Source organism: Streptomyces sp. NPDC008086 (assembly GCF_042957325.1).
Classification (GTDB): domain Bacteria; phylum Actinomycetota; class Actinomycetes; order Streptomycetales; family Streptomycetaceae; genus Streptomyces.
This window is the reverse complement of the sequence record NZ_JBIBIA010000007.1, coordinates 73,179-85,397: the sequence shown is the minus strand read 5'-3', so window position 1 is coordinate 85,397 and position 12,219 is coordinate 73,179. Positions and strand designations below refer to the sequence as shown.

Below are 12,219 nucleotides of genomic sequence, written 5' to 3'. Positions count from 1 at the left end.
GAGCCGGGTATGTGCAACGTCGGGGGTTATGTGAGGGCCCCTCAGCTTCGTCTCACCTGATCCTTACCCACGCTCCACCACGGCCGTCACCCGCGTTCCAGAACGGCCGTCAGGCCCTGCCCGCGCGCGCCGCGCAGACGGAGATCAGCCCGCGTCGTCCGGTGAGGCGAGAGTGCGTGCCGGGTGCCGTGGGGGCGTGCCCGCACCGCCCCGGGGTCGCTTGGGTCGAGATCGCGGCTGTGCTTGAGGACGGCCCCGGCGACGAACTCGCCGACCACACCCGGATCGCCGAGCCGGTGCCGCTCGACCAGTCCGTCGACCACGGCCGTGAGCATGTCCTGGTGGGAGGCGGTGGCGTACGGGCCGTCGGAGCGGGCGAACGGGACGCGGGTGCCGCCGATGATCGCGACGCGCCGTACCGACGGTGGTTTCACGGGCCCCATCTCCACCCGCTCCTCACGTCACCATGGGCTTACCTCGGGTAACCTTACTCCGGAGTCAGCACCGGATCAGCACTGGAGTGGCACATGGCCGACCGCTATCTGACCTTCACCGGCACGACGCCCGGCCGCTTCCTGACCCGCCGTCTGGGGTTGCCGCAGCCGGCCACGCTGAAACGCTGGTCACCTCAGCGGCCCGCGCTGGAGGGCGAGCGGCTGCTGCTCACGGCCGGCAAGTCGGACCTGGAGTGGAGGGACGCGGGCCTCGATCTGACGGCCTCCGCCGGGAAGCCGGCCGCCGTGCTCCTGGACGCCACCGGGGTACGGGACGTGGAGACGCTCGCCGAGGTGCACGCCGCTCTCCACCCCGTCGTACGGTCCGTCGCCGAGAGCGGCCGGATCGTCGTCCTCGGCGCGCCCCTGTCCGCCTCCGACCATCACCAAGCGGCCGTCCAACAGGCCCTGGAGGGCTTCACGCGCTCGCTCGGCAAGGAGATCGGGCGGGGCAGGACCGTGAACCTCGTCCGACTGACGGACGTCCGCGCCGCCGGGTCGACCCTGCGGTTCCTGCTGTCTCCCAGGTCGGCTTATGTCAGTGGTCAGGTGATCGTGGTGGGTGCCTACGGCGAGGGGGCCCATGGCGGACGCGAGGGTGCTCACACCGGCGGTGCTCGCGACGCGGGTGAGGCGCCCGCGGGGTCCGACCGCCCCCTCATCGACCCGGACCGCCCGCTCACCGGCCGCACCGCCCTGGTCACCGGCGCCGCGCGCGGTATCGGTGAGGCGGTCGCCGAGACGCTGGCCAGGGACGGTGCCCGGGTCGTCGTGCTCGATGTGCCGCAGGCCGAACAGGACGCCCGGCGCGTGGCCGACCGGCTCGGCGGCACCGCCCTCGCGCTCGACATCACCGCCTCCCACGCGGGCGAGCGCATCGCGGCCGCGCTGCCGGACGGGCTGGACGTCCTGGTCCACAACGCCGGGATCACCCGGGACCGGCGCCTGGTCAACATGCCCGCCGAGCGCTGGAGTTCGGTGCTCGACGTCAACCTGGCAAGCGTGCTGCGCACGACGGACGCCCTGTTGGAGAGTGGGACGCTGCGGCGGGGCGGGCGGATCGTGGCGACGGCGTCGATCGCGGGGCTGGCCGGGAACGCCGGGCAGACCAACTACGGCGCGAGCAAGGCGGGCGTCGTCGGTCTGGTCCGCTCGCTCGCGCCGCGTGCGCTCGCCGAGCACGAGGTCACCGTCAACGCGGTCGCGCCCGGCTTCATCGAGACCAGGATGACCGCCGCGATCCCCCTGTTCATCCGTGAGGCGGGCCGCCGTATGAACTCCCTCGCGCAGGGCGGCCTGCCGGTCGACGTCGCCGAGACGACGGCGTGGCTGGCGCACCCGGAGTCGGGCGCGGTCAACGGGCAGGTCGTCCGGGTGTGCGGCCAGAGCCTGCTGGGGGCCTGATGACGACCGCGACCGTCCTGACCGGATCCCCCTCCCTGCCGGGGCTGCTCGCCCGGGGCGCTGTGCTCTCCCCCTTCAAACGCCCCCGCCCCGACGCGGAGTTCCCGCGGACCCGGCTCGTCCTGCCCGGCCTGCGCGTCGACCTGGCGCGGCTCGCGGCCTACGAACGGGTCTGCGGCTTCGCGACGGGCGACGACGCACTGCCGGTCACCTATCCGCATGTCCTCGGATTTCCGCTGGCCATGCGGCTGATGAGCACCCGGGAGTTCCCCCTGCCGCTGCTCGGCCTCGTCCACACCTCCATCGGCATCACCCGGCACCAGCGGCTGACCGCCACGGGCGCGTACGAACTGTCCGTGCACATCGACGCCCTGGTGCCGCACCGCCGGGGCACGGAGGCCGTCGTGGTCACCGAGGTGCGGGACGGGGAGGCCGTCGTCTGGGAGTCGCGCAGCAGGTATCTCGCCCGGCACCGCACGGAGGGGCAGCGCGGCGAACCGTCCGCGTCGGGCGAACCGTGCGCGTCGGGCGGGGCGCCCGAGCCGCCCAAGCCGCTCCCCCCGGTCGCCGAGTGGCGTCTCGCCGGTGACGTCGGCCGCCGCTACGGCGCCGCCTCCGGTGACCGCAACCCCATCCACCTCCACCCCCTCACCGCCCGGCTGTTCGGCTTCCCGCGCGCCATCGCCCACGGCATGTGGACGGTGGCCCGCTGCCTCGCGGCGCACGGCACTCCGGAACGGGCGCTGGTGGAGGCCCAGTTCCGGGCACCCGTGCTGCTTCCGGGGACCGTGACCTATGCGGCGGAGGGCGGGCGGTTCGAGCTGCGGGGCGCCAAGGGGCGCGTCCACCTCGCCGGGGAGGTCTACCCGCTCGCCTCGTGAGCGGCGGCCGACGGCGCCTCGACCGACGTCGCTCCGGCCACGGCCGGGGGTGACCATGGTCGGCCTGCCATGAGGTTGCCGAGGCCCGACCAGGAGAAGTTCATGAGGGTCGCCGCGGCCTCTCGCGCCGTCACCCCGGGTGTGGCGTTGGCCCAGTCCGCCAGGGACTCGGCCGCGCCGACCAGGGCCTCGGCCAGCCCCGCGACCTCACTCTCGGGCAGGTCGGGGTCGCGATGGGCCTCCCGCGCGGCCGCGAGGATCAGCTGCGTCACAAACGCGACGATCTCCGCGCGCATCGCGGCGACCTCGGAGGCGAACGGCTCCCCGTGGGTGCGGGCCTGGAGGTGCAGTACGGCCCAGCCGTCCGGGTTCTGCGCGGTGTGCGTGAAGAACGCGCCGAGCCCTTCCCAGAGCTGACGGTCGGCCGGCGCGTCCCGCCGGACTCCGGCCCGGACGGCCTCGGTGAGCGCGGCCGCCTCCCGCCGGATGCAGGCCGTGAAGAGGTCTTCCTTCGAGTTCAGATACAGGTACACCAACGGCTTGGAGACGCCCGCGAGTTCGGCGATCTCGTCCATCGACGCGGCCATGTACCCCCGCCGGCCGAAGGTCCGCACGGCGGCGTCCAGCATCTGCTGCTCACGGACGGCGCGCGGCATCCGCTTGGTCTTCACGGCACCCATGCCGATTAGCGTACGGGCCGGGAGGGGTGATCCCACCCGGCCCACCGCACATCGCCGCCCACGCGAACGGCTACTCCTCGCCTCTCGCCTCGTCCGCGAACCGCGCCACCTGGTCGATCAGCGGCCGCCCCTCCCCCGACGGCAGCGCCGTCAGCCGGGGCAGCAGCTGTGCGGTGAGCAGGGTGGACAGGGCCGAGGTGTCCGCGCCGGAACCGTCGGTCCGTACGACCACCGGCTGCGGTGCCTTCCCGGCGAGCTTCGCGCCCACTTCCAGGCGGCGCCGGGCCAGTTCGTACTGAAGAACCGCGCGGTTGTCCCGGTAGGCCTTGGCGAGGGCGCGCTGGGCGCGGGCCTCGTTCTCGGCGGCGATCAGGCCGCTGCGGCCCCGCGTCTCGATCTCGAACCGCACCCGCTGGGCGTTGGTCTCCTGCTGCTCCAGCAGCTGGGCGACCTCCTCGCGGGCCCGGTTCAGCGCCGCCTTGACCTCGACGATCCGGGCGTCCCGCACCTTCTTGGCCCGCTCGATGTCCATGCCCAGCTGGTCGATGCGGCGCTTGCGGACGAGCCCCCACTCCTGGTCGTACGCCGTGCGCTCCTTGGCGACCCGCTCCCGGGTGGCCAGGTGCTGCTGGTACTGCGTCGGCAGCTGCACGTCCGGGATGTTGCAGCCGGTGATGCGCACGCCGTAGCCGGACAGCTGGCGGTTGAGGAGCTCCTGCATGTCGGCCACGTCCGAGCCGCGCAGGTCGTAGGCGCGCTCGGTGCGCATCTTGCGGGCGCGCTGCCGGATCGCGTCCTGTACGGCGCTGGAGAGCACCAGGTCGAAGTTGCCCGCGCCGATCGTGCGGACGAACAGCACGGCGTCGTTGATGCGGAACTTCAGGAAGAACTCGATGGACCTCAGCGGCACGTTCTCCTGCGTCGGGCAGGCCATCACCGGTGCGGAGTACGGGATCTCGGTGGCCGTGTCGACCACGAAGTCGACCCGGGACCAGGGGTGCCACAGGTAGTGGCGGCCGGCGTCCAGAGTGCGGACCACGGCGCCGTAGCGGGTCAGCACGCCGTTGGTGCCCTGCTCGATCTCGACGATCGAGGAACGCCACCACCACAGCACGCCGATCAGCAGCAGTACCGCGCCGCCGGCGTAGGACACGGTGGCGAGGGTGCCGTAGGCGAGGTCCCCGGCGACCGACTCGGACTCCGCCGCGCCCAGCGTCAGCATCAGGCCCATGAACAGGGCGTAGACGCCGAGCCACAGCGGCAGCATCCACCACAGGCGGCGCCGGTGGCGGGGGATGATCACCGGGATCAGGGTGTCGGCCTCGCCGCCGCGCAGCAGCCGCGCGATGTCGGCCCAGGGGGCGACCTTCTCGGAGATGACCGACCTGCGCTGGGAACGGGCGGTGCTCATCGGGTGGCCTCCTCGGCGGTGTCGGAGCCGGCGTCACGGGCGTCGTCGCCTGCCGGTGCGGGCTGGTCGGGGACCTGCGGCACCGTCGGCCGGTCGGCGGCCAGCAGCGCGCCGATCTCCGCCTCGCGCGCGGCGATCCGCTCGGACACCTCGGCGAGACGCGCCCGCACGGCGGCCATGTCCTCGTCGGTGAACAGTTCCGTGCCCCGCTCGCCGATCAGTTCGCGGGCCAGCTCCAGGAAGTCGATACCCGCGTCCGCGGTGCCGCCGATGCGGACCAGGCGCGGCAGATGGTCGGCGACCTGCTCCAGCGTGTCCAGCACCTGCTGCTGGTAGCGGTACTCCAGGATCTCGGGGGCCTCCGCGGCGGTCACCGCGCGGATGTCGAGGGCCTGCGCCTCCAGCAGGGCCGCGTTGGCCTTGGCCTCCGACTCGGCCTGGACGTACCGCTGCCGGGCGAGGGCCTCGGCGCGGTTGGTCTCGCGCTCCACGGCCGTGTCCATCTGCGCCTGGTACTGGGCGATGTCGGCCTGGATCGCGGACAGGGTCTCCTGGCTGGAGGCGAGTTCCCGGGTGAGGTCGCCCTCGTCCTGCTCCTTGCGGAGCTGGAGCGCGTACTCGTGGGTGTACGCCTCCTTGGCGACCCGCACCATCTCGGGCGCCGCCAGGTCCATGCGGTAGCGCTGGTCGGAGGGCTCGGCGTGCGTGATGTTGGCGTTGGTGAGCTCGACGGCCGGGCGGAACTGCTGGTTGAGCTGCTCCAGCAGCCGGCCGGAGTCCTCGCCGACCATGTCGTAGATCCCGGCGGCCTCCTGCTCGTAGATGAGGCTGCGGATGGTCTCGCTCACCGCATTGCTCAGCTTCTCCTCGAAGCCGCGGACCGCGCCCAGCGTGTAGACGAACTCGGTCGGGTCGCTGATCCGGAACTGGATGAACAGGTCGATCGACGCCTTCACGCCGCCCCGGGTGGGTGCCTCGCGCACCGGCGCGTTGAACGGGTACTCGATCGTGGTGTTGACGATGTACGACACCCGCTTCCACGGGCTGAGCAGCACGATCCGGCCGGGGCCGACGACCTTCTCCAGCTTGCCGAACCGGGTGATCAGCGCCTGGCAGCCGTCCGGCACCATGACCATGCCCTGGCGCCACCAGACGAAGGCGACGGCGAGCAGGGCGATGAGCCAGGAGTGCACGCCGAACAGCGGGTTGGTCAGCACGTCGGCACCGGAGGCCCCGACGAGGGCCGCGCCCACCAGGCTCAGCACGAGCAGCGTCAGCACCGGCAGCATGGAGATGATCGAGCGGCCCTTGGGGATCACCATCGGGCAGATGGCGTGCACCACCTCGCCGCCCTCGCGGATCTGCTCGCTACGGCCGAGCGCCTCCCCCGCCTCGTCCAGCGGCACCGTCTTCTGACGCATGACGGTGGAGGTGGATCCGCCCTGTTCCCGGGCTGCCAGGAAGTCGGCCGGGTCGATGGCCCAGCCCTGCGCGTCGTACTCCTCGCCGCCTTCGCGTGCTCCCCGTCCGCCGATCTGCCGCTGCAGTTCCTCCTGCGCGGCCTTCCGCGGATCGGTGCCGGAGGCGACGGCCTCGGCGACGCGTCGTGCGCCCTGTTTGGCGCGCGCTCGTGCCACGGTTCCCCCTTGTGTTCCGATGCCCGTTGGATGCGGGTCCTACTGGTGATACACCGGTCGGCCCGATGCGGTTCCAGTCATCCCACATCATGATCCGGACAAAGGTAAGGGGGGCGCTCGGCACAGTTACCGATCGGTATCACTGCCGGGACCCGGAAGAGGGCCCGGTGTCAGGGACGGGTGGAAGGACTAGGAGGAAGCCTGGCCCTGCGCCCGCGTCGCCTCGTCGACCACGTCGTCCTCCTGGCTGCGGTTGGCCTCCAGATTGGCCTTCACGCGGTCGACCTTCTGCACGATCTGGACGGACGCGCGGTCACGTTCCTTGCGCAGGACGACGAAGCTGATCGGGGCGGAGATCACCAGGGCGAGCAGGACGACCCACATGCCGTTGGAGTCGCCGAGGCCGCGCGGCGCGACGCCGGAGTAGACGAGGCCCCAGACGACCACGAGGCAGCCCACGAAGATCCCGAGGCGCATCAGTGTGTAGCGGAGCATCTCAATCCACTCTTCCGATTCCAAAAAGGGCCGCTGTCCAGTGAAGCACGCGCGGCCCTCGATCTTGCAGGGGGGTCGGCGGGCCGTCAGCCGAGGGGCAGCAGCATGATCACGTCGTCCCGGTCGTCGCCGGGCTCGACCCTGATGGCGTCCGGGATCCGGCCGACCTCCTTGTAACCGCAGGAGCCGTAGAACCGCTCCAGGCCCAGGCCGCCCCGGCAGGTGAGCCGCAGCGCCTCGATGCCGTCGAAGGTGCGGGCCTCCCGCTCGGCGGCCGCCAGCAGGTCGCGGCCGTAGCCCTTGCCCTGGTGCCGGGGGTGCACCATCACCGTGTACAGCCAGGCCCAGTGGGTCATCAGCCGGTGGGTGTTGAAGGTGAAGAACGCCGTCGCGGCCACCTCGCCCGCCTCGTCCTGCCCGACCAGCAGCCGGGTGCGGCCGTCGGCCATCGCCGCGAGGTGCTGCAGCAGCGCCGGCCGGACCGCCTCACGGGTCACGGGCGGCACGAAGCCGACGGCCCCGCCCGCGTTGGAGACGTCGGTCCACAGGTCGAGGATGCCGTCGCGCAGGGCGGGAGTGACGGCCGGGTCGAGTGTGAAAGTAAGGGACACCGCGCCATGGTAGCCATTACGGCAGGGCTCGTGCCGCCACTTTCAGATCGGAGACCAGGCCCTCGTACGCGGCCTTGCGCTCCGCGTCGTCCCGCGCCCGCAGCACCGACGAGGGATGCACCGTGGCCACCAGCTTCTCCGGCCGGCCGTGGACCTCCCGCTCCAGCAGCGCCCCACGCGCCTCGCCGACCCGGAACGACGACCCCAGCAGCGCCTTGCCCGCGGTGGCGCCCAGGGTCACGATCAGCTCGGGCTCGACGACGGCCAGCTCGGCGGCCAGCCACGGGCCGCAGGCCGTCATCTCCCGCAGGGACGGCGCCTTGTGGATGCGGCGCTTGCGGGGTTCGGCCTGGGTGAACTTGAAGTGCTTCACCGCGTTGGTCACGTAGGCCTCGGCGGGGTCGATGCCCGCCTCTGCGAGTGCCCGGTCGAGCAGCTTCCCCGCGGGACCGACGAAGGGTTTGCCCTGGCGGTCCTCCTGGTCGCCGGGTTGCTCGCCGACGAGCATGACGCGGGCGTCGGCGGCGCCCTCGCCGAACACGGTCTGGGTCGCGTCCCGGTGCAGGGGGCAGCCCCTGCACTCCGCTGCGGCCCGGCGCAGGGCGGACAGGCTGCGGGCCCCGTCCGGGAGGAAGGGTTCTGCGGTGTAGGCGTCCTCAGGAGCCTTGGTGCGCACCATGGCGTCCGGGTACCCGCCGTGGGAACTCGGACCCATGTCGTCTGCGGGTGCGTGGGAGCTGGTCGCGGCGCGGCGGAGCCGCATATCGATACGGCCCGCGCCCGTTCGTTGGCCGGTCCCGCTCCCTGCAACAGCAGGCGACCTCACACCCGCATCGGCTGCGGGGCCTCCCTGCGCGCCGGGTCCGGGCCCTCGTACTCCCGGATGATCTCGTACCGAGTGTTCCGCTCCACCGGTCGGAAGCCCGCGTCCCGGATCAGGTCCAGCAGATCCTCGCGGGTCAGCTTGTTCGGCGTGCCGTAGTTGTCGGCGTCGTGCGTGATCTTGTACTCGACGACCGAGCCGTCCATGTCGTCGGCGCCGTGCTGGAGGGCCAGCTGGGCGGTCTGGACGCCGTGCATCACCCAGAAGACCTTGACGTGCGGGACGTTGTCGAAGAGCAGCCGGGAGACCGCGAACGTCTTCAGGGCCTCCGCGCCGGTCGCCATCTGGGTGCGCGCCTGGAGGCGGTTGCGTACCTTGCCGTCCTTCATGTCGACGAAGTCGTGCTGGTAGCGCAGCGGGATGAAGACCTGGAAGCCGCCGGTCTCGTCCTGGAGCTCACGCAGGCGCAGAACGTGGTCGACGCGGTGCCGCGGCTCCTCGATGTGGCCGTACAGCATGGTGCACGGGGTCTTCAGACCCTTCTCGTGCGCCAGGCGGTGGATGCGGGACCAGTCCTCCCAGTGGGTGCGGTGGTCCACGATGTGCTGACGGACCTCCCAGTCGAAGATCTCGGCGCCACCGCCGGTCAGCGACTCCAGGCCCGCGTCGATCAGCTCGTCGAGGATCTCGGACGCCGACAGGCCGCTGATCGTCTCGAAGTGGTGGATCTCCGTGGCCGTGAAGGCCTTCAGCGAGACGTCCGGGAGGGTGGCCTTGAGCTCCCGCAGCGAGCGCGGGTAGTAGCGCCAGGGGAGGTTCGGGTGCAGGCCGTTGACGATGTGCAGCTCGGTGAGGTTCTCCGACTCCATCGCCTTGGCGAGCTTGACGGCCTCCTCGATGCGCATCGTGTACGCGTCCTTCTCGCCCGGCTTGCGCTGGAAGGAGCAGTACGCACAGGAGGCCGTACAGACGTTCGTCATGTTGAGGTGCCGGTTGACGTTGAAGTGGACGACGTCACCGTTCTTGCGCGTCCGCACCTCGTGCGCGAGCCCGCCGAGCCACGCCAGGTCGTCCGACTCGTACAGCGCGATGCCGTCCTCACGGGACAGCCGCTCACCGGAGCGGACCTTCTCCTCCAGCTCGCGCTTGAGCCCGACGTCCATGCGTGCACCTCTCCTAGACAGACTTCGACAACCGTACTCCCCCACCCTCCGGGCGGCGGGACCCCCGAACGCGCTCCGCGCCTACGCCTCTTCGGGCAGTTGCCCGACCCGGTTCTCCCACTTCGTGGAGAGCACGATCGTCGTACGGGTCCGGGAGACGCCCACGGTGCCGCTGAGCCGTCGGATGATCTTCTCCAGGCCGTCCACGTCGGCCGCGCGCACCTTGAGCATGTACGAGTCGTCGCCCGCGATGAACCAGCAGTCCTCGATCTCGCCCAGGTCCCGCAGGCGGTTCGCCACGTCCTCGTGGTCGGTGGCGTCGGAGAGCGAGATGCCGATCAGCGCGGTGACGCCGAGGCCGAGCGAGGCGGCGTCGACGGTGGCGCGGTAGCCGGTGATGACGCCGGCCGCCTCCAGCCGGTTGATGCGGTCGGTGACGCTGGGTCCCGACAGGCCGACGAGGCGTCCCAGCTCCGCGTAGGAGGCCCGGCCGTTCTCCCTCAGGGCCTGGATGAGCTGCCTGTCCACCGCGTCCATGCGATTCGAAGCCTTCCGCTGAAGAGTTCCAGAAGTGATGAGAGTCAACTGACGAGAGTCGAGTGACGACAGGTACCGCGACCTGCCCGTCGTGCCTTATGTGCCGTTCCCGAGCTCGCCCTTCCACCGCCGGTACAGCCCGTGCTCGACGCCCGCCGCGTCCAGCACGCGTCCGGCGACGAAGTCCACGAGGTCCTGGATGTGGGTCGCGCCCGCGTAGAAGGCCGGGGACGCCGGTACGACGCTGGCGCCGGCGTCGTCCAGTGCGACGAGGTGCCGGAGGGTCTGGCCGTTCAGCGGGGTCTCCCGTACGGCCACGACCAGCTTGCGGCGTTCCTTGAGGGTGACGCTCGCCGCGCGCTGCAGAAGATCCTTGGACAGCCCGAGCGCGACGCCCGCGACACAGGCCGCCGAGGCGGGCACGATCAGCATGCCTTTGACGGGGTACGACCCGGACGACGGCCCGGCCGCGAGGTCACCCGCGCTCCAGTGCCGTACGCCGGCGATGTCGACCTGGAAGGTCCCGGGCTTGCCGTCGGCCCCGCGTGACAGCCATTCCCGCAGGTCGGCCTGCCAGTGGGCGTCCCGGAACGGGATCCCCGTCTCATCGAGCAACGTGAGCCGTGACGCCCGGCTGACGACCAGGTCGACGCTCTCCCCGGCGACGAGGAGCGCGCGCAGCACCGCGGCGGCGTATGGGGTGCCGGAAGCGCCGGACACCCCTACGATCCAAGGCGTACGCGGCGTCTCTCCTGGCTTGACTGGGTTCACGACACCGAGCCTATCCGGCGCCGCCGGGTGAGAACCGACCAAGGGTGGCCGGGCGTTCCTTGGACGGGACGAGTTGGGGGGTGGGGTCGCGATGACTGGTACGCCGGTGGTGCGGACTGCGGAGGGCGAGTGGTCGCGGGGTGACCGCGCGAAGGCCGCCGCCAAGTTGATGCTGGGCTGGGTCGCACTGCTGTGGCTGCTGGAAGTGGCCGACGTGGTCAGCGGGCACGCCCTCGACGGCTTCGGCATCGTCCCGCGCACCCCGTCCGAGCTGGTGGACGTCGTTCCGGCGTCCTTCATCCACTTCGGCTTCGCCCATCTCGCCGCGAACAGCGTGCCGCTGTTGATCCTCGGATTCCTCGCGGCCCTCGGTGGGATACGCCGGTTCGTCGCCGTCTGCGCCCTGGTCATCGTCGCCGACGGCCTCGGTGTGTGGCTGATATCGCCGTCCGGCACCAACACCGCGGGCGCCTCCGGCCTGGTCTTCGGCCTCTTCGGCTTCCTTCTGCTCACGGGCTTCGTGGAGCGCCGCCCGCTCGGCGTCGTGGTCGGCCTCCTGGTGGCCGCCGTCTGGGGCGGCTCCATGCTGGCGGGCCTCGCCCCGACCCAGTCCGGCGTGAGCTGGCAGGGGCATCTGGTGGGGCTGGTGGCGGGGGTCGCGGCGGCGTTCGTGCTGGGGCGCCGGGAGGGTGGGGCTGCGCTCAGGACGCGCCGGGCGACTCAGGGTCCACAGGAAGGCGGCTGGTATCGACCGTGAGGCGTCCGATCTTGGTCTCCACAGTGACCTTGCCGCCGTAGGGAAGCGTGTCCCGCCCGCGGTAGCCGTCGGGGCCCGGATTCCAGAGCGTGACGAGATGCCCCTTCTGCGGATCGAAGATCAGGTAGTTCGGGATGCCCCGAGACGCGTACTGCTTGTTCTTGACCTCGTAGTCGTTGCGAACGCTGCTGGGGGACACGACCTCGACGGCGAGTTCAATGAGGTCAGGCGCGTAAGAGGGCTGGTTTCGGTTCTTCTCCTCCGCGGGGATGAGCGCGAGATCGGGGCAGAACTCGAAGTCGTCGCTGAACGGGACGGCCACATCGCTGATGAAGCCCCACTCCGGGCCCATCTGAACTTCCAGCTGCGTCCACAGCCGCACGATGGTCTCGTTGTGGAACGGCCTGAGCGGACTCATCACGATGTTGCCCTCGACAATCTCCATCCGGTACCCGCGGAACATGTCCTCGTACCGGGCGAGCTGCGAGTGCAGGCGGTCGCTGTCCGAGATGGTCACATCGGCCTCCCTCTCTCTGCACTCGATGGTAGGCCGCA

At 71.2% G+C, this 12,219-nt stretch carries 13 protein-coding genes and 1 pseudogene; 3 read left to right on the top strand and 11 right to left on the bottom strand.

From position 1 onward, the window contains the following. Positions 1 to 98: 98 nt before the first annotated feature. A pseudogene (locus ACFZBP_RS24930) lies at positions 99 to 443 on the bottom strand (acetyl-CoA C-acyltransferase); the annotation flags it as partial. An 84-nt stretch (positions 444 to 527) separates the two neighbouring features. Between ACFZBP_RS24930 and ACFZBP_RS24925 the strand changes: the two are divergent. Together ACFZBP_RS24925 and ACFZBP_RS24920 are read left to right on the top strand one after the other, a co-directional pair. Continuing rightward, entirely contained in the window at positions 528 to 1,898 is a 1,371-nt protein-coding gene (locus tag ACFZBP_RS24925) for a 3-oxoacyl-ACP reductase (RefSeq protein ID WP_391416234.1), read from the top strand. After that, a complete protein-coding gene (locus ACFZBP_RS24920) occupies positions 1,898 to 2,779 on the top strand; it encodes a MaoC/PaaZ C-terminal domain-containing protein (protein WP_391416232.1) in 882 nt (293 codons plus the stop codon). Before ACFZBP_RS24925 ends, ACFZBP_RS24920 begins: the two co-directional genes overlap by 1 nt. Here ACFZBP_RS24920 and ACFZBP_RS24915 read toward each other — a convergent pair. The 9 genes from ACFZBP_RS24915 to ACFZBP_RS24875 all read right to left on the bottom strand — a co-directional run bounded on the left by ACFZBP_RS24915 (position 2,761) and on the right by ACFZBP_RS24875 (position 10,907). Next, a complete protein-coding gene (locus ACFZBP_RS24915) occupies positions 2,761 to 3,459 on the bottom strand; it encodes a TetR family transcriptional regulator (RefSeq protein WP_391416230.1) in 699 nt (232 codons plus the stop codon). The genes ACFZBP_RS24920 and ACFZBP_RS24915 overlap by 19 nt on opposite strands. A gap of 70 nt (positions 3,460 to 3,529) precedes the next feature. Further along, entirely contained in the window at positions 3,530 to 4,870 is a 1,341-nt protein-coding gene (locus ACFZBP_RS24910) for an SPFH domain-containing protein (protein WP_383460687.1), read from the bottom strand. Further along, the gene (locus ACFZBP_RS24905) at positions 4,867 to 6,507 is read right to left on the bottom strand and encodes an SPFH domain-containing protein (protein WP_391416227.1); all 1,641 of its coding nucleotides are present in this window, start codon (positions 6,505 to 6,507) and stop codon (positions 4,867 to 4,869) included. The genes ACFZBP_RS24910 and ACFZBP_RS24905 overlap by 4 nt, the downstream gene beginning before the upstream one ends. A gap of 189 nt (positions 6,508 to 6,696) precedes the next feature. Beyond that, entirely contained in the window at positions 6,697 to 7,002 is a 306-nt protein-coding gene (locus ACFZBP_RS24900; protein ID WP_383460682.1) for a DUF4229 domain-containing protein, read from the bottom strand. An 86-nt stretch (positions 7,003 to 7,088) separates the two neighbouring features. Next, positions 7,089 to 7,613, bottom strand: coding sequence for a GNAT family N-acetyltransferase (locus ACFZBP_RS24895; RefSeq protein ID WP_391416225.1), 525 nt, complete (start codon positions 7,611 to 7,613; stop codon positions 7,089 to 7,091). Between the two features lie 16 nt (positions 7,614 to 7,629). Further along, entirely contained in the window at positions 7,630 to 8,292 is a 663-nt protein-coding gene (locus tag ACFZBP_RS24890; protein WP_383460676.1) for a UdgX family uracil-DNA binding protein, read from the bottom strand. Positions 8,293 to 8,435: 143 nt separating this feature from the next. After that, a complete protein-coding gene (gene mqnE, locus ACFZBP_RS24885; RefSeq protein ID WP_391416221.1) occupies positions 8,436 to 9,599 on the bottom strand; it encodes an aminofutalosine synthase MqnE in 1,164 nt (387 codons plus the stop codon). 81 nt (positions 9,600 to 9,680) lie between these two features. Further along, positions 9,681 to 10,136, bottom strand: a complete 456-nt coding sequence (locus tag ACFZBP_RS24880; protein ID WP_062724142.1) for an Lrp/AsnC family transcriptional regulator — start codon at positions 10,134 to 10,136, stop codon at positions 9,681 to 9,683. Between the two features lie 96 nt (positions 10,137 to 10,232). Further along, positions 10,233 to 10,907 carry a UbiX family flavin prenyltransferase gene (locus tag ACFZBP_RS24875; RefSeq protein WP_391416219.1) on the bottom strand — a complete coding sequence of 225 codons (675 nt, stop codon included), beginning with the start codon at positions 10,905 to 10,907 and terminating at the stop codon, positions 10,233 to 10,235. Between the two features lie 91 nt (positions 10,908 to 10,998). Here ACFZBP_RS24875 and ACFZBP_RS24870 point away from each other — a divergent pair, with 91 nt between their 5' ends. Next, the gene (locus ACFZBP_RS24870) at positions 10,999 to 11,664 is read left to right on the top strand and encodes a rhomboid family intramembrane serine protease (protein ID WP_391416217.1); all 666 of its coding nucleotides are present in this window, start codon (positions 10,999 to 11,001) and stop codon (positions 11,662 to 11,664) included. On the opposite strand, the gene ACFZBP_RS24865 is transcribed toward ACFZBP_RS24870, so the two are convergent. After that, the gene (locus ACFZBP_RS24865) at positions 11,609 to 12,181 is read right to left on the bottom strand and encodes a Uma2 family endonuclease (RefSeq protein ID WP_383460663.1); all 573 of its coding nucleotides are present in this window, start codon (positions 12,179 to 12,181) and stop codon (positions 11,609 to 11,611) included. The two genes, ACFZBP_RS24870 and ACFZBP_RS24865, sit on opposite strands and share 56 nt — an antisense overlap. Positions 12,182 to 12,219 lie beyond the last annotated feature (38 nt).